At 62.4% G+C, this 14,964-nt stretch carries 18 protein-coding genes; 9 read left to right on the top strand and 9 right to left on the bottom strand.

What is annotated here, in order from left to right:
• Nucleotides 1–38: 38 nt before the first annotated feature.
• From mobB to fdhD, 3 genes are read right to left on the bottom strand one after another with little or no spacing between them, the layout of a single operon-like run.
• A complete protein-coding gene (gene mobB, locus KPG71_RS13465; protein WP_216338512.1) occupies nt 39–530 on the bottom strand; it encodes a molybdopterin-guanine dinucleotide biosynthesis protein B in 492 nt (163 codons plus the stop codon).
• Nucleotides 527–1,171 carry a molybdenum cofactor guanylyltransferase MobA gene (gene mobA / locus KPG71_RS13470; RefSeq protein WP_216338513.1) on the bottom strand — a complete coding sequence of 215 codons (645 nt, stop codon included), beginning with the start codon at nt 1,169–1,171 and terminating at the stop codon, nt 527–529. Before mobA ends, mobB begins: the two co-directional genes overlap by 4 nt.
• Entirely contained in the window at nt 1,168–2,058 is an 891-nt protein-coding gene (gene fdhD / locus KPG71_RS13475; protein WP_216338514.1) for a formate dehydrogenase accessory sulfurtransferase FdhD, read from the bottom strand. Before fdhD ends, mobA begins: the two co-directional genes overlap by 4 nt.
• Before the next feature lie 54 nt (nt 2,059–2,112).
• On the opposite strand from fdhD, the gene KPG71_RS13480 reads away from it, so the two are divergent.
• From KPG71_RS13480 to KPG71_RS13490, 3 genes are all read left to right on the top strand, one after another.
• Nucleotides 2,113–2,835: an AzlC family ABC transporter permease gene (locus tag KPG71_RS13480; protein ID WP_216338515.1), complete on the top strand. Its 723-nt coding sequence runs from the start codon at nt 2,113–2,115 to the stop codon at nt 2,833–2,835.
• Nucleotides 2,832–3,158 carry an AzlD domain-containing protein gene (locus KPG71_RS13485; RefSeq protein ID WP_216338516.1) on the top strand — a complete coding sequence of 109 codons (327 nt, stop codon included), beginning with the start codon at nt 2,832–2,834 and terminating at the stop codon, nt 3,156–3,158. The genes KPG71_RS13480 and KPG71_RS13485 overlap by 4 nt, the downstream gene beginning before the upstream one ends.
• Nucleotides 3,159–3,582: 424 nt before the next feature.
• On the top strand, nt 3,583–4,374 hold the full coding sequence (locus KPG71_RS13490; protein ID WP_216338517.1) for an alpha/beta fold hydrolase: 792 nt from the start codon (nt 3,583–3,585) through the stop codon (nt 4,372–4,374).
• A 280-nt stretch (nt 4,375–4,654) separates the two neighbouring features.
• Here KPG71_RS13490 and KPG71_RS13495 read toward each other — a convergent pair whose 3' ends face one another.
• The 4 genes from KPG71_RS13495 to greA form a co-directional block, all read right to left on the bottom strand.
• Complete coding sequence (locus KPG71_RS13495; RefSeq protein ID WP_216338518.1) at nt 4,655–4,936, bottom strand: type II toxin-antitoxin system Phd/YefM family antitoxin; 282 nt, start codon at nt 4,934–4,936, stop codon at nt 4,655–4,657.
• Nucleotides 4,937–5,021: 85 nt separating this feature from the next.
• Complete coding sequence (locus tag KPG71_RS13500; RefSeq protein WP_073034150.1) at nt 5,022–5,477, bottom strand: universal stress protein; 456 nt, start codon at nt 5,475–5,477, stop codon at nt 5,022–5,024.
• Nucleotides 5,478–5,565: 88 nt separating this feature from the next.
• Complete coding sequence (locus KPG71_RS13505) at nt 5,566–6,588, bottom strand: hypothetical protein (protein ID WP_216338519.1); 1,023 nt, start codon at nt 6,586–6,588, stop codon at nt 5,566–5,568.
• Between the two features lie 13 nt (nt 6,589–6,601).
• Nucleotides 6,602–7,072, bottom strand: a complete 471-nt coding sequence (gene greA, locus KPG71_RS13510; RefSeq protein ID WP_216338520.1) for a transcription elongation factor GreA — start codon at nt 7,070–7,072, stop codon at nt 6,602–6,604.
• Between the two features lie 263 nt (nt 7,073–7,335).
• Here greA and KPG71_RS13515 point away from each other — a divergent pair, with 263 nt between their 5' ends.
• The 3 genes from KPG71_RS13515 to KPG71_RS13525 all read left to right on the top strand — a co-directional run bounded on the left by KPG71_RS13515 (nt 7,336) and on the right by KPG71_RS13525 (nt 11,637).
• Nucleotides 7,336–8,985: an electron transfer flavoprotein-ubiquinone oxidoreductase gene (locus tag KPG71_RS13515; protein WP_216338521.1), complete on the top strand. Its 1,650-nt coding sequence runs from the start codon at nt 7,336–7,338 to the stop codon at nt 8,983–8,985.
• 107 nt (nt 8,986–9,092) lie between these two features.
• The gene (locus KPG71_RS13520; RefSeq protein WP_216338522.1) at nt 9,093–10,808 is read left to right on the top strand and encodes a tetratricopeptide repeat protein; all 1,716 of its coding nucleotides are present in this window, start codon (nt 9,093–9,095) and stop codon (nt 10,806–10,808) included.
• A complete protein-coding gene (locus KPG71_RS13525; RefSeq protein ID WP_216338523.1) occupies nt 10,795–11,637 on the top strand; it encodes a 4-(cytidine 5'-diphospho)-2-C-methyl-D-erythritol kinase in 843 nt (280 codons plus the stop codon). Before KPG71_RS13520 ends, KPG71_RS13525 begins: the two co-directional genes overlap by 14 nt.
• Here KPG71_RS13525 and KPG71_RS13530 read toward each other — a convergent pair.
• The gene (locus KPG71_RS13530; protein ID WP_216338524.1) at nt 11,630–12,631 is read right to left on the bottom strand and encodes a polyprenyl synthetase family protein; all 1,002 of its coding nucleotides are present in this window, start codon (nt 12,629–12,631) and stop codon (nt 11,630–11,632) included. The two genes, KPG71_RS13525 and KPG71_RS13530, sit on opposite strands and share 8 nt — an antisense overlap.
• 55 nt (nt 12,632–12,686) lie before the next feature.
• On the opposite strand from KPG71_RS13530, the gene KPG71_RS13535 reads away from it, so the two are divergent.
• The 3 genes from KPG71_RS13535 (at nt 12,687) to KPG71_RS13545 (ending at nt 13,955) form a co-directional block, all read left to right on the top strand.
• On the top strand, nt 12,687–12,902 hold the full coding sequence (locus tag KPG71_RS13535; RefSeq protein ID WP_216338525.1) for a DUF2007 domain-containing protein: 216 nt from the start codon (nt 12,687–12,689) through the stop codon (nt 12,900–12,902).
• On the top strand, nt 12,895–13,671 hold the full coding sequence (locus KPG71_RS13540) for a tRNA1(Val) (adenine(37)-N6)-methyltransferase (RefSeq protein ID WP_216338526.1): 777 nt from the start codon (nt 12,895–12,897) through the stop codon (nt 13,669–13,671). The genes KPG71_RS13535 and KPG71_RS13540 overlap by 8 nt, the downstream gene beginning before the upstream one ends.
• A 113-nt stretch (nt 13,672–13,784) precedes the next feature.
• Entirely contained in the window at nt 13,785–13,955 is a 171-nt protein-coding gene (locus KPG71_RS13545) for a YdcH family protein (RefSeq protein WP_216338527.1), read from the top strand.
• A gap of 227 nt (nt 13,956–14,182) precedes the next feature.
• Here the strand turns inward: KPG71_RS13545 and phbB are convergent, their stop codons facing one another.
• Nucleotides 14,183–14,905, bottom strand: coding sequence for an acetoacetyl-CoA reductase (phbB, locus tag KPG71_RS13550; protein WP_216338528.1), 723 nt, complete (start codon nt 14,903–14,905; stop codon nt 14,183–14,185).
• Between the last annotated feature and the right edge of the window lie 59 nt (nt 14,906–14,964).

Genomic DNA, 14,964 nt, shown 5'->3' on the forward strand with positions numbered 1-14,964 from the left:
GCCGGGGCAAGCGGGCAAGGCTACGCGGTCGAACCGGGTCAAAGCCCGACCTCGGACAGGATGAAATCGGCAATCGCCGCGGTGTCGTTCAGGTCGAACACGGGGCGGTCCAGATCGAGCGGTGTGTCGCTGGCCACGGCGCGCACGGTGGCATCGCCGGGCGCGATCAGCGGGTTGCCGGTGACGGCGCGGTGGGCCTCGATCTTGGGATGGCTGTCGCGCTTGTAGCCTTCGATCAGCACCAGATCGACGGGGGCGAGTTTCTGCAACAGCGCGCTCAGCGCCGGTTCGGCCTCGTCGCGCAATTCATGCATCAGCGCGAACCGGTTGCGCGAGGCCAGCAATACCTCGGTCGCGCCGGCGATACGGTGGCGGTGGCTGTCCTTGCCGGGGTGGTCCACGTCAAAGCTGTGATGGGCGTGTTTCACGGTGGATACGCTGATCCCGCGCCCGGTGATCTCGGTCACGAGGCGTTCCATCAGCCCGGTCTTGCCGGCGTTCTTCCAGCCGACGACGCCGTAGACGTTCATGCGCTGTCCTTTCGCATGGCCCGCGCCTGTTGCAGGTCTTCGGGGGTGTTGACGTTGAAGAAAGGATCGCCGGGATCTTCGAACAGGGCCTCGCGGCCATCGTGTTTGTCGGTCCACAGCACCACCTTGCGCAGCCCGTCGTTCAGCGCGGCGCGCAGGTCGTCGCGCAGGGCCACCGGCCAGAGGCCGAAGGTGGGGTGACGGATCAGGCCCGAGCGGCTGAGCGATTTCGTGCGTTCGTTTTCCGGGCGCGGGGTGGCGGCCAGAACCAGCGGGTGGGTCATGCCCTGCGCCACCTCGAGCAGGCGTGCGACCAGGTCACAAGGGAAAAACGGCGTATCGGCGGCGACGGTGACGATGGTCTCGGCCCCCTGAGCGGCGGCCCAGTCGAGCCCGGCGAGGACACCGGCCAGCGGGCCGGGGAAATCGGCGATGCTGTCGGGCAGGACGGGCAGGTTCAGGCCGTCGAAGCGCGCCGGGTCGCCATTGGCGTTGAGCGCAAGCCCCGCCACCTGAGGCGCGAGCCGGTCGATCACATGGGACAGGATCGTGCCGTCGCCAAGCGGCAACAGCCCCTTGTCGCCCCCGCCCATGCGGGTGGCCTGCCCCCCGGCCAGGATCACGCCAAGCGGTCGGCTCATGTCGGGGCGCCTTTGCGGCGGTGTTTCTTGTCTTCGTCTGGCACACTTGCCGGGTCGATGTCGCGCAAAAGGCGCTCTTCGCCGGACAGGCAGACAAAGCGTTTGCCGCGCATCCGGCCGATCAGGGTCAGCCCCACCTGCCGCGCGATTTCGACGCCCCATGCGGTGAACCCCGAGCGCGAGGCCAGAACGGGAATGCCCATCAGCGCCGTCTTGATCACCATTTCCGAGGTCAGCCGCCCGGTGGTGTAAAGTAGCTTGTCACCCGGCGCGACGCCCTCGGAAAACATCCATCCGGCGATCTTGTCGACGGCGTTGTGGCGGCCCACGTCCTCCATGTAGACCAGCGGGCGGTTGCCCGCGCACAGCACGGTGCCATGAATCGCCCCGGCCTGAAGATAGAGCGATGGCGTGCGGTTGATGGTGGCAGCCAGCGCGTAGAGGTCCGAGGTCTTCACCTGCATATCGGGCAGCGTGACCTGTTCCAGCCCCTCCATCATGTCGCCGAACACCGTGCCCACGGCGCAGCCGCTGGTGCGGGTCTTTTTCCTGAGCTTTTCCTCGTATGTCGTCTGCCCGTCGGTGCGCACGACGACGGTTTCGAGGTCTTCGTCGAAATCCACGCGATGCACGGTTTCATCGGCGCGCAACATGCCCTGATTGCGCAGGAAGCCGAGCGCCAGGTATTCCGGGTAATCGCCGATGGTCATGGCGGTGACGATTTCCTGCCCGTTGAGGAAAATGGTCAGCGGGCGTTCCTCGACCACGGAAATATGCGCGGGGCGGCCCTCGTGATCGACGCCATCGACGGCGCGGGTCAGGCGCGGGGCGTTCGGATCGGGCGCGATGATGTAGCCGGACAGATCGTCGGTGGTGGCCAATTGCATCTCCTGCGGGTTCGGTCTAGGCCGTTGGCATTGCAACCAATCTAGGACGATGCCGTGCCGACGGAAAGTTCGAAATCCATCTTCTTTCAGGGTGTTCGGGACAGTGCGCCGTTCATTCTGGTGATGGTCCCGTTTTCAACCCTGTTCGGGGTCGTCGCCGCCGAAGCGGGCCTGAACGTCGTCGAGGCGGTGGCGTTTTCGTTTCTGGTGATCGCGGGCGCGGCGCAGTTCACGGCGATCGAGCTGATGCGCAACGATGCGCCGACGCTGATCGTGCTGATTTCGGCGCTGGCGGTGAACCTGCGGATGGCGATGTATTCGGCGTCGCTGGTGCCTTACCTCGGCAAGGCAACATTGGCACAGCGCGCTTGGGCGGCCTATTTCATCGTCGATCAGACCTATGCCTGCTCGATCCTGAAATTCGACGCGCGGCGCGAATGGACGGTGAAGCAGCGGCTGATTTATTTCTTCGGCGTCGCCGCGCCGGTCTGTCCGCCGTGGTATCTGTTCACCGGTGTCGGTGCGGTGGTGGGGCAGGCGATCCCGGAAAGTTTCGCGCTGGATTTCGCAATTCCGATCATGTTCCTCGCGCTGATCGGGCCGATGATGCGGACCCGCGCCCATGTCGCGGCGGGATTCGTTTCGGTGGCGACGGCGCTGATCTTTGCCTTTCTGCCCTATAACCTTGGCCTGCTGGTGGCGGGGCTGTTGGGCATGATGGCCGGGGCGCAGGTGGAACTGATCGACAGCCGCCGGGCAGAAAGGAGCGGGTCATGATCGACAAGGGAGAATTGTGGCTGCTGATGATCCTGCTTGGGCTGGGCAGTTTCACGCTGCGCTTTGCCTTTCTCGGGCTGATCGGAGACCGACCCCTGCCGCCGTGGATTCTGCGGCACCTGCGCTATACGGCGGTGGCGGTTCTGCCGGGGCTGGTGGCCCCGCTGGTGGTCTGGCCCGAGGCGACGGGCGGCGTGCCGGATGCGCCGCGCATGGCGGCGGCGCTGGTCACGATCATCGCGGGCATCGTGACGCGCAACATGCTGCTGGCGATCTTCCTGGGCGCATCCACGCTCTATGGCGGGCTGTACCTGCTGGGGTAGGATGTGGTCGTCAGGCAAGCCGCGCATCGTCGGGCCGCGGGATGGCGATCAAACGGCCATTCTTTGCGGTTTATGCCTGCCAAATCCGAAAGAGATCAAAGCGGCGCACCATCCTCACCCAATCGCCAGCCCGTGCAGGCGGCCCGGCGATGCGCGGCGCCTTCGGCGCTGTTTCGCGCAAGTGGAAAGACCTCTGCGGGTTCAATCCAGACAACGGCCGAACATGGTGCCGATGGCAGTTGTGCGGGACGGAGCGAGCTTCGCTGCGGCTGCGCCAAGGTCTGCTTTTTGACCGACCAGTTAGTCTTGGACAGACAATTCGGACGCCATGAGCGAACTGACCTCGCAGCCATTTCGCCTCCAAGATTCGCGACGTGACATCAAATTGTCCAGAGTCTAGCTTTGAATCGACAGGAGATTTGCGATGGCTAACTGGAATTATGTTGAATTCGGCTCCGGTTTTCCGTTGCTTGTCCTTCATGGAGGCAAGCTGGACCACCGTCACATGGTTGATGCGGTCGAACCGTGCTTTGAGGGTTTGGATGGGTGGCGCAGAGTCTATTTGGACTTGCCGGGATGTGGGCAGTCAAGCGGATTCAATGATGTGCAGTCACAAGATGATGTTGCAAGTCGGGTGCTTGATTTCGCGCGTTCTATTTCCGACCGCGTCGCGGTGATCGGTGAATCGCGTGGCAGCTACATCGCGCAGGGCCTTGCTTATTGCGATCCGGAACTGATCGCAGGCCTCTGTCTGATTGTTCCTGGGGGATTCCCAACAGACCCGCAGACCCCAAAGCCCGAAGCCCGCCCTATCGTTGCGCGACCGGATTTGCTCAACGGTCAGCCGTCTTCAGTGACAGGTCGAGCGGAAAAATTGGTGATCCAGACGCCCGAAATCATCGAGAAAATCCGACAAACGAAGGTGCCTGCCGCCGCCCTCCACGACGTCAATCTGGAAGCGCGAGTGACAGACAAGTTCTTGCTTTCATATCACGACGAAATGTTGGCATCGCGGTTCGACAAGCCTTCGTTGGTTCTTTCGGGCCGGCAGGACTCGATTTCCGGCTATGCCGACACGATGGCGATGATTGAGTCCTATCCGCGAGCCACCTACGGACTACTCGATACTGCGGGGCATTCGTTGAGTTGGGAACGTCCTGCTCTGTTCAAAACGATGCTGCGAGACTGGCTCAAGAGACTCACGCCAGAAACCTGACGCCAGATTGGAAATGCAGAGATACCCGACATTCATACGCCCTGCAGCATTCGGTCGCTTTGGCCTCACTCCACACATCCGCCCTCTAACCCCGCCACCCAAACACCACCTCCCCCATCGTCGGGCCTGCAAGGCCGGCTTCAAACAGCCCTTCGACCCCATTCAGGCCCTCGATCATCGTTGCGAACCGAAGCATGGGTTCGATACCTCCCCAATCGCCGCCTCTCCCGCTCCGCATGGCATTGCGCGGCGGCCTCCGGTTTCTGTTTCGTGATCAGGGTCATCCATCGGCCTCGCCCGATGTCTCGGGTTCCACCTCCTCCAGCCGGTGCAAATCCCCTGCCGGGATCAGCGCCACCTGTTCGCGCCCGTGGCGGGTGATCATCACGCGGTCGCCGGTCGCCATGACGTGATCCAGATAGGCACCCCAGTTTTCGCGCAGTTTGCGGCTGTTGATCCGGATGAACATCGGCGCTCCTTTGGCATGACGACGGTCAGCCTGCCCGCAGCGGGTTAACAGCGGGAAAACCGGGCGCGCGCCGCGCGGCGATGCGTCCATCATGGATGCAACTTTCCGGAAATGGCCCGATTTTCGTACAAAACCCGCGTACACATCGTACAAAACGTACGAAACGCGGCGGGGCGGGTCAGGTGATGGCTTCCAGCCGTTCCTTACTCAGGTCGCCGGGCACGATGGTGATCGGAATCGGCAGGCTCCCCGAGCTGCGCGAAAGCTGTGTCACCAGCGGTCCCGGTCCCTTCTTCCCGGTCCCCGCGCCCAGCACCAGAACGCCGATTGCCGGGTCGTCCTGCACCTGCGCGATGATTTCGGACACGGCCTCGCCCTCGCGAATGACCAGTTCGGGATCAACACCCTGCTTGTCGCGCATCCATTTCGCGAACACCTCGAAATGCGCCTCGATCCGCTCCCGCGCCTCTTCGCGCATGATGTCGCCCACACCGATCCAGTGATTGAACTCCTCGGGCGGGATCACCGCCAGAATCTCGACCCCCGCCTGCGTATGCGCCGCCCGCATCGCCGCAAAGCGCATCGCATTCAGACATTCGCGGCTATCGTCCAACACCACCAGAAACTTGCGCATGTCACATTCTCCTCAGGTCGGCATCATGGCCGGGAAAGATGGTCAGGGCAATGATTGAAGTCAAGTGATTGAAAATAAATGGATTTCGTTAATCGAAAGTGCCCGCCACCCGGCCCAGAAGCATGAAGGCGCGGGCGGTGCGGGTGTCGGACAGTTCCGAGATTTCCGCATCGCTGGCGGACTCCGCGAACTGCGCGAACATCCGGTCGAACAATCGCAGGAAGTGATGCGCTGCATCCCGAAAGATCGGGTCCCGCTTCATCCGCGCCGCCGACAACGCCAGCGACGACCGGTCCCGCACCCCGCCAAGCGCGGCAATCGCCCGCCCGCGTTCTCCCGCGGCAAAGCGGCGCCACAGTTCCGGGCGGGCCATGTCGGGGCGCAGGTCGTCCATGTAGATGCCGTCATGCGACAGCAGCGTCAGAACGTCCTGCGCCGCCTGAATCAACTGCGCGCTGTTGCGGTCCTTCAGCGCCTTGCGCAGCGCGGCAAACCCTTCCCGGTCGTCGGCGGTTTCGGGGAAATTCATGGCCCGCACGAAATCCGCCCGTTCCAGCGGCGGGTTCAGGTCCTCGGCCGGGGTGCCAAGCGGCAAGACCACCTGATCGTCGCTGTCATCGGCCTGCACCGGTTCGACCCGCACCGGCAGTTGCGGCGGGATGGCGTCGCGCGTCGAGGTGAACATCGCCAGCGCGGTTTCCGCCTTTCTCTGGGCGGCCGCGATTTCATCCAGCTTGCGCGTGACCGAGGGCTCATCGGTACCGGATCGGCTCTGGGCCTGTGCAACATATGTCTGGCGCATCGCATCGATGGCGGTCTGCAGGCGTTGGCTTTCTTCGCGCATCACGCGCGAAGATCGTGCTGCCGTCGCCGCCACCCAGATCATGCCGACGGGCAGGAACACCGCCAGCATCACCATGATGAACCGCAGCGCGCCGCCGGCATCGGCGCCGCTGCTGGTCGGGTCGAGAACCACAAAGAACACTGCCGCGCCCAAAAGCCACAAGGCGGACAGGATCAGGGCGGTCAATTCGATTACGGTGATCCGCTCGTTGCCGGGGCGGTCATAAATCCCCAGGGGTGTCGGGGGCGAATCCTTGCGCTCGGGCATGTGTGCTGACCTGTCAGATATAGTCGACCTTTAGCACTTCGTAGGACCGTTCGCCACCGGGAGTACGCACCTCGACGCTGTCGCCCTCTTCCTTGCCGATCAGGGCGCGGGCGATGGGCGATTTTATGTTCAGCAGCCCGTTTTCGATATCGGCCTCATACTCGCCGACGATCTGGTAGGTCTTCTCTTCGTCGGTATCCTCGTCAACCAGCGTAACGGTCGCGCCGAACTTGATCGGGCCTTTCATTTTGGCGGGGTCAATGACATCGGCCAGGCTGATCACGCCTTCCAGCTCCTTGATGCGCCCCTCGATGAACGACTGTTTTTCCTTGGCCGAATGATATTCGGCGTTTTCGGACAAATCCCCATGTTCGCGGGCCTCGGAAATGGCGCGGATGATGGCCGGGCGTTCCTCGGATTTGAGGTGTTTCAGCTCTGCCTCAAGCGCCGCGTGGCCCATGCGGGTCATCGGAATCTTTTCCATTACGTCTGTCCACTGTTATTGCGGGGCCGGTTGCGGGCCGCCCCGTCAGGAATTCCTCAGGTTCGCGCCAGATTGCCCCGAGCAGGGCCGATATTGCAATAGGGGATGCTGCAATGCCGCGCAATCCGGCCACGGAAAGTGGAAAATTGCCGTTTTAGCCCCTGTTTCACGTCGTGTTTCAATTGACCTTCACGGCGCGGGCAGGCTAACCACATCCGCAACTTTGTTACACAATAGCCACGCCCTGAGAAAGGATGCTCAACATGTCCGACATGACGCGCGAAGCGATGGAATACGATGTGGTGATCGTGGGGGCCGGACCTGCGGGCCTGAGCGCGGCGATCCGCCTGAAACAGCTGGACCCCTCGCGCGAAGTGGTCGTTCTCGAAAAGGGCAGCGAGGTCGGCGCGCATATCCTCTCGGGGGCGGTTCTGGACCCCTGCGGGCTGGATGCGCTGATCCCCGACTGGAAGGAAAAAGGCGCGCCACTGAACACGCCCGTGCGGCAGGACAATTTCTATCTGCTGGGCGAGGGCGGCAAGATCCGCGTGCCCAACTGGCCGATGCCGCCGCTGATGAACAACCACGGCAATTACATCGTGTCGATGGGCAATGTCTGCCGCTGGATGGCCGAACAGGCCGAGGCACTGGGCGTTGAAATCTTCCCCGGCATGGCCTGTTCGGAACTGGTCTATGGCGAGAACGGCGAGGTCAAGGGCGTCGTGGCGGGCGAATTCGGCAAGAACCCCGATGGCACCCCCGGCCCGGCCTATGAGCCTGGCATGGAACTGCTTGGCAAATACGTGTTCCTGTCCGAAGGCGTGCGCGGCAGCCTCGCCAAGGAAGTGATCGCCAAATACGACCTGAGCGCCGGTAAAGAGCCGCAGAAATTCGGCATCGGCATGAAAGAAATCTGGGAAATCGACCCGGCCAAGCACAACGAAGGCGAAGTCTCCCACACGATGGGCTGGCCGCTTGGCAAGAATGCCGGGGGCGGGTCGTTCATCTATCACCTTGAAAACAATCAGGTCTATGTCGGTTTCGTGGTTCACCTGAACTACAAGAACCCGCACCTGTACCCCTACATGGAATTCCAGCGGTTCAAGCATCACCCGATGGTGGCCGAGTTGCTGAAGGGCGGCAAGCGCGTGGCCTATGGCGCGCGGGCGATTTCCGAAGGCGGGTTTCAGTCGATGCCCAAGATGGTCGCGCCGGGCGTGGCCCTGCTGGGCTGTTCGGTGGGCATGGTCAACGTGCCGCGCATCAAGGGCAACCACAACGCGATGCTTTCGGGCAAGGCGGCGGCCGAGGCTGCGCACAAGGCGCTCGAGGCCGGTCGGGGCAGCGACGAGCTGAACGACTACGAAACCGAAGTGCGCGACGGCGCCATCGGCAAGGACCTGAAAAAGGTGCGCAACGTGAAACCGCTATGGTCGAAATTCGGCCTTGGGGCGTCACTGGCGCTTGGCGGGTTCGACATGTGGACCAATACGCTCGGTTTTTCCCTGCTGGGCACCATCGGCCACGGCAAGACCGACGCCGAGGCGACCGAGCCCGCCGACAAGCACAAGGACATCGCTTACCCCAAACCCGACGGCAAGCTGAGCTTCGACCGGCTGACCAATGTCAGCTTCTCGATGACCAACCACGAAGAAAGCCAGCCCTGTCATTTGCAACTGAAGGACCCCAGTGTTCCGATCGACGTGAACCTGCCCAAGTTCGACGAACCCGCGCAGCGCTATTGCCCGGCAGGGGTTTACGAAGTGGTGCGCGAAGAGGGCAAGGAACCCAAGTTCGTGATCAACTTCCAGAACTGCGTCCACTGCAAGACCTGCGACATCAAGGACCCCAGCCAGAATATCAACTGGGTCACGCCGCAGGGCGGCGACGGGCCGAACTATCCGAATATGTAAACGATCCGCGAAAAGCGGCGTGCGGGGCGGTCTTTGGGCCGCCCCGCATTGCTTTGGGGGGGCGGGCATACTAGGTTTGCGCCAACACACCAGCAGAGGCAGGCCCCGTGACATCCAAACCCCTTTCCGCCCTTTTCCTTGCCGCACTCGTTCAGGTTCTGCCGCTGCCTGCCGTAGCGGACGAGGCTGTCGGATCATACCTGGCGGCACGGCAGGCGCGCTACGATTACGATTTCGCCGCCGCCGCACGTTATTTCACCCAGGCCCTGACCGAAGATCCCTCCAATCCGGCGATCCTTGAAAACGCCGTGGTGGCCCATATGGCACTTGGTCAGTTCGATCGCGCCCTCCCGATCGCTCACAAGATGGAAGCGGACGATCTGAAAAGCCAGATTTCGCATATGGCCCTGATCGCGGAATCCGCCGTGCAGGAAGATTACGATGCCCTGCTGACCCGGATCGAAGACGAGCGCGGGATGGGCCCGCTGGCCGATGGTCTGATCGCCGCATGGTCCTATCTGGGCAAGGGGGACATGCGCACCGCGCTCGAGAAGTTCGATGAGGTGGCCGATCAGCGTGGTTTGCGCAGTTTCGCCCTCTATCACAAGGCGCTTGCCTTGGCCTCGGTCGGGGATTTCGAAGGTGCCGAAGCCATTTTCTCCGATGGGGATGAAGGCCCGCTGCAGCAGACCCGCCGAGGGATTCTGGCCTGGGCCGAAGTCTTGAGCCAACTCGAGCGCAACGACGACGCCATTGCCCGGATCGACGAGATGTTCGGCGGCGATCTCGACCCGGAGGTCGCGCAGTTGCGGGACCGTCTGGCGGCTGGCGAACAGGTGCCTTTCGCCCGGATCGGCAGCGCAAAGGACGGTTTGGCCGAGGTTTTCTATTCGCTGGGGCGGGCGCTGATGTCCGACACGGGTGGGGAATACACGCTGCTCTATTCGCGTGCGGCCGAGTATCTGAACCCCGGCTTCGTGGACGCGATCATCATGTCCGCGGAATTGCTGGAAAGTCTGGACCGCCTGGAATTGGCGGCGGAAACCTATCGCCGCGTTCCGCGTGACGATCCGTCCTTCCACGCCGCCGAAATGGGCCGTGCGGAAACCCTGCGCCGCGCCGACAAGACGGATGCGGCCATCGAGGTTCTGGTCCAGCTTTCGCAAACCCATGGCGACCTGCCTGCGATTCATGTCGCACTGGCCGATCTTTACCGGCAACTGGAACGGTTTGACGCGGCGGTTGCCGCGTATGACCGTGCGCTCGATCTCTATGCGGAACGCGAAACCGAACAATGGTTCGTGCATTACGCCCGTGCGATCAGCCACGAACGCCTGGACAACTGGCCCGAGGCCGAGGCGGATTTCCGCAAGGCGCTCGAACTCAATCCCGGACAGCCGCAGGTGCTGAACTACCTCGGATATTCTCTGGTCGAGAAACAGATCAAGCTGGACGAGGCGCTGTCGCTGATCGAACAGGCCGTCGCCTCGCAACCCAACAGCGGCTATATCGTGGATAGCTTGGGCTGGGTTCTCTACCGCCTTGGCCGCTATGACGAGGCCATCGGCCATATGGAACGCGCTGCCGAGCTGATGCCGGTGGATCCCGTGGTCAATGATCATCTGGGCGATGTCCTGTGGGCCGTCGGGCGTCACACCGAGGCCGAATTTCAGTGGAAACGCGCCTTGTCCTTCGTGGACAAGGAAAATCCCTCGCCGGATATCGAGCCCGACCGCATTCGCCGCAAGATCGAGGTCGGGTTGGATCGCGTCCTTGCCGAAGAGGGCGCGCCGCCTTTGAAAGTGGCCGATGACAACGATTGAGGTTCTCGCACCCGCAAAGGTGAACCTGACGCTGCATGTGTCCGGTCAGCGCGCCGATGGCTATCACGCGCTCGACTCATTGGTCGTTTTTGCCGGGATTGGCGATACTGTACGGGTTTCGCGCGCTGAAAAGTCCAGTTTGACAGTCGGCGGTCCGATGGCGGCAGGTGTGCCCACGGATCGGAGCAATCTGGTGATGAAGGCCGCGCGGCTTATGGACGTGGCTGCGGATATCCATCTGGACAAGCACCTGCCTGCCGCCGCAGGACTTGGCGGTGGATCAAGCGATGCGGCGGCGACCGTTTCGGCGCTTGCCCGTTTGACAGGGCAACCGCTGCCCGACGCCGGCGATTTGTTGCGCCTTGGGGCCGACGTGCCGGTTTGTCTTCAGCAATCCACGGCGCGGATGCGCGGGGTCGGGGAAGATGTGACACCTCTGCCCGGCCTGCCCGAATTGCACGCCGTTCTGGTCAATCCGGGCCTGCCGGTGATGACGCAACAGGTATTTGCGGGCTTGGCGGAGCGGACGAACCCGCCGATGCCCGATCCGTTGCCGGATTTCACGTCAACCGCCGCTTTTATCGAATGGCTGGCCGGGATGCGCAACGATCTGGAGGCCCCGGCAATTGCCGCACAACCGGTTATAAACCAGGTGTTCGATACGCTGAAAGTGACGCCCGGTTGCCTGCTGACCCGGATGTCGGGCTCTGGCGGAACCTGCTTCGGGCTCTACGGAGATGCCGAAACGGCCTTTTCCGCCGCAGGGCGCCTGCAAGAGGCCTATCCGTCCTGGTGGGTGGTCGCGACGGTGTTGAACGCCGCTAGCTGACCCGCGCCACCACGTAATCGGCAAGTTCGATCAACATCTGGCGCACCGGATGTTCGGGCAGCGCCTGCATGGCCGCTTTCGCCTTGGCGCTCCATGCCAGGGCATCCTGCCGCGTCGCCTCAAGCGCGCCGTGCCGGTTCAGCAGGTCGAGCGCATGTTCCAGGTCGCCGTCGCGCTGATCGCCCTTTTCGATGGTGCGCTTCCAGAATGCGCGTTCGTCTTCATCGGCGGCGGCGACGGCCTTGATCACCGGCAGGGTCAGCTTGCGTTCGCGGAAATCGTCGCCCACGTTCTTGCCGGTTGCGCTGCTGTCCCCCTGATAATCCAGAAGGTCATCGACGATCTGGAACGCGATCCCGAGGGCATCGCCATAGTCGAACAGGGCTTTGACCTGCTCTTCGGGGGCCTGCGCGATCACGCCGCCCACTTCGGTGGCGGCGGAAAACAGCGCCGCCGTTTTGCCGCGAACCACTTGCAGGTAAACGCTTTCGTCGGTTTTCAGGTCGCGCGCCGCGCTCAGTTGCAGAACCTCGCCCTCGGCGATCACGGCGGCGGCGTTCGACAGGATGTCCAGCACCCGCAGGTTTCCGGGCTCGACCATCAACTGAAAGGCGCGGGCGAACAGGTAATCCCCGACCAGAACGCTGGATTTGTTGTCCCACAACAGGTTCGCGGTGGGCCGTCCCCGGCGCTGTTGGCTTTCGTCCACCACGTCGTCATGCAACAGCGTGGCGGTGTGGATGAATTCGACCGTGGCCGCCAGATGAACGTGAAACGCGCCGTCATAGCCGCACAGATCGGCACTGGCCAGCGTCAGCATGGGCCGCAGGCGTTTGCCTCCGGCCTCGACCAAATGGGCGGTGACCTCGGGGATGCGCGGGGCATGGCGCGAGGCCATACGCTGCCGGATCAGGGCGTTCACAGACTCCAGATCGTTTGCAAGATGCCGGGCCAGTTGTTCGTGCGGCTTCGTTGCGGCGCGGTCCAATCCCATCACACTCCCGTCACACTGGTCGACAAACCGTCGCCGGTGCCCTTATGTCATCCTCATGAAACAGTTGCTTGGCACGAACGATCCGACAATCATTGCCTTCGCCCACGCCCTGCTTCAGGGCGAGGGTATAGACTGCTTTGAAATGGACGTAAATATGAGCATCCTCGAAGGCTCGATCGGGATATTCCCGCGCCGCCTGATGGTGGCCGAGGCGGATTTCGAGCGGGCGTCGACCGTTCTCACCGACAACGGAATCGACCTGAATGAGTGAGCCGGGAACCTGGCCCGAGGCGGAACTGACCCGTGATGCCTTTCTTGGCGGGCAGTTGCAGGTCTGGCAGCCGCGCCAGGGGTATCGCGCCGGTGTCGATCCCGTGCTGCTGGCGGCCAGCGTTCCGGCGCGTGCGGGCGACACGGTGCTGGAACTGGGATGCGGGGCCGGGGTGGCATCGTTATGTCTGGGCCGCCGGATCGACGGTCTGCACCTGACGGGGCTGGAATTGCAGCCCGCCTATGCCGATCTGGCGCGGCGCAACGCAGTCGAGAACCGGATCGGGCTACAGGTTATGACAGGTGATCTGACACAAATGCCGGATGATTTGCTGCAAAAGCAGTTCACCCATGTCATAGCCAACCCGCCCTATTTCGACAGGAATGCCAGCACGGCGGCCAGTGACGCCGGGCGGGAACGGGCCCTGGGCGAGGTCACGCCGCTGTCCGACTGGGTTCGCGCCGCCGCGCGCCGCGCCGCGCCGAAGGGGTACGTCACCTTTATCCAGCGGCCCGACCGCTTGCCTGACCTGCTGCAAGAGGCGCAACGCCACCTTGGCAGCATCGAGGTGTTGCCCTTCATACCCCGCCGCGGCAGGCCGGCACGGTTGATTTTGCTGCGCGGGCGAAAGGGCGGGCGCGCGGCGTTTCGCATGCACGATGGCTGGGTTCTGCACGAAGGCAGCAGACATGACCGGGATTGCGAAAACTATACCACGGCCACAGGCGCGATCCTGCGCCGTGGTGCGGCATTACCTTTTCCGGTCTGATTTACCTCAAATACCGCATGCAAAAATCAGCTTATGTTGCGTGTGCAGCGTGACAGAATTGTAAAAGTATGCTGCACTGGACACGTTCACATTATTCAGAGAGGAGACTGCCCATGAGCTTGACGTCGCATGTCGAGGAATTGAAGAAGAAACATCAGGCCCTCTCGGAACAGGTTGAAGAGGCGCAGCGCGCGCCGGGGTCTAACGATCTGCATATCTCCGAACTGAAAAAGCAGAAACTGCGGCTCAAGGAAGAAATCGAAAAGCTGAGCGAGCAGGCTTAACATACTGCGCGCGAGACACTCGCCGCATTTGTCGAATCATGAGGACGATCATGGCTGTGATCCATGATCGTCCGGGTCCACAGCCGTGAGCTGAACTCACGATATGCGGCTGTGTTTCCACACTGCTACGGCACACCCTGCCGACAATCGGTGCAAGGGGTCCGCAAAAATCAAAGGGCCGGTCGTCAGGACCGGCCCTTTTCATGTCGTTCCACCCGAAACAGGGATCAGACGAAGAACTGCCCGCCGTTGGCCGAGATGGTCGAACCGTTGATAAAGCCCGCGTCATCCGAACTCAGGAATGTCACGCAGCGCGCGATTTCCTCGGGTTCGCCCAGACGTCCAGCGGGAATCATGCCGATGATCGATTCGCGCACCTTTTCCGGCACGGCCATCACCATTTCCGTGGCGATATAGCCGGGGCAGACGGCGTTCGCCGTAATGCCCTTGGCCGCGCCTTCCTGTGCCAGTGACTTGACGATACCCAGATCGCCGGCCTTGGTGGCGGCATAGTTGACCTGAGCGAACTGACCCTTCTGGCCGTTGATCGAACTGATCACCACGATCCGGCCAAAGCCGCGTTCGCGCATACCGGGCCAGATCGGGTGAATGGTGTTGAACACGCCGGTGAGGTTGGTGTCGATCACCTCGTGCCACTGTTCGGGGCTCATCTTGTGGAAGGGGGCGTCGCGGGTGATGCCTGCATTGGCGACAACGATGTCGATCGGGCCCAGGTCCTCTTCGACCCTGGCGATGCCGGCCTTGGATTCCTCGTAGCTGCCGACATTCCATTTATAGGTCTTGATGCCGGTTTCTTCGGTGAACTTGGCGGCGGCCTCATCATTGCCGGCATAGGTTGCGGCCACGTTGTGGCCTTCGGCCTTGAGTGCTTTCGAGATGGCCGCGCCGATTCCGCGCGAGCCGCCGGTGACGAGAGCTGTTCGAGCCATGTTATCCTCCAATCTGGCTAAGTATGCGTTGGTAACTCTGTTACTATTCATCCGCAAGA

Source organism: Roseovarius sp. PS-C2 (genome assembly GCF_018862045.1).
GTDB lineage: Bacteria > Pseudomonadota > Alphaproteobacteria > Rhodobacterales > Rhodobacteraceae > Roseovarius.

What these genes read in the sequence shown, in the direction of transcription:
- mobB (WP_216338512.1), bottom strand. Translation starts at nt 530, where the DNA reads ATGAACGTCTACGGCGTCGTCGGCTGGAAGAACGCCGGCAAGACCGGG.
- mobA (WP_216338513.1), bottom strand. Translation starts at nt 1,171, where the DNA reads ATGAGCCGACCGCTTGGCGTGATCCTGGCCGGGGGGCAGGCCACCCGC.
- fdhD (WP_216338514.1), bottom strand. Translation starts at nt 2,058, where the DNA reads ATGCAATTGGCCACCACCGACGATCTGTCCGGCTACATCATCGCGCCC.
- KPG71_RS13485 (WP_216338516.1), top strand. Translation starts at nt 2,832, where the DNA reads ATGATCGACAAGGGAGAATTGTGGCTGCTGATGATCCTGCTTGGGCTG.
- KPG71_RS13490 (WP_216338517.1), top strand. Translation starts at nt 3,583, where the DNA reads ATGGCTAACTGGAATTATGTTGAATTCGGCTCCGGTTTTCCGTTGCTT.
- KPG71_RS13495 (WP_216338518.1), bottom strand. Translation starts at nt 4,936, where the DNA reads ATGATGGACGCATCGCCGCGCGGCGCGCGCCCGGTTTTCCCGCTGTTA.
- KPG71_RS13500 (WP_073034150.1), bottom strand. Translation starts at nt 5,477, where the DNA reads ATGCGCAAGTTTCTGGTGGTGTTGGACGATAGCCGCGAATGTCTGAAT.
- KPG71_RS13505 (WP_216338519.1), bottom strand. Translation starts at nt 6,588, where the DNA reads ATGCCCGAGCGCAAGGATTCGCCCCCGACACCCCTGGGGATTTATGAC.
- greA (WP_216338520.1), bottom strand. Translation starts at nt 7,072, where the DNA reads ATGGAAAAGATTCCGATGACCCGCATGGGCCACGCGGCGCTTGAGGCA.
- KPG71_RS13515 (WP_216338521.1), top strand. Translation starts at nt 7,336, where the DNA reads ATGTCCGACATGACGCGCGAAGCGATGGAATACGATGTGGTGATCGTG.
- KPG71_RS13525 (WP_216338523.1), top strand. Translation starts at nt 10,795, where the DNA reads ATGACAACGATTGAGGTTCTCGCACCCGCAAAGGTGAACCTGACGCTG.
- KPG71_RS13530 (WP_216338524.1), bottom strand. Translation starts at nt 12,631, where the DNA reads ATGGGATTGGACCGCGCCGCAACGAAGCCGCACGAACAACTGGCCCGG.
- KPG71_RS13535 (WP_216338525.1), top strand. Translation starts at nt 12,687, where the DNA reads ATGAAACAGTTGCTTGGCACGAACGATCCGACAATCATTGCCTTCGCC.
- KPG71_RS13540 (WP_216338526.1), top strand. Translation starts at nt 12,895, where the DNA reads ATGAGTGAGCCGGGAACCTGGCCCGAGGCGGAACTGACCCGTGATGCC.
- KPG71_RS13545 (WP_216338527.1), top strand. Translation starts at nt 13,785, where the DNA reads ATGAGCTTGACGTCGCATGTCGAGGAATTGAAGAAGAAACATCAGGCC.
- phbB (WP_216338528.1), bottom strand. Translation starts at nt 14,905, where the DNA reads ATGGCTCGAACAGCTCTCGTCACCGGCGGCTCGCGCGGAATCGGCGCG.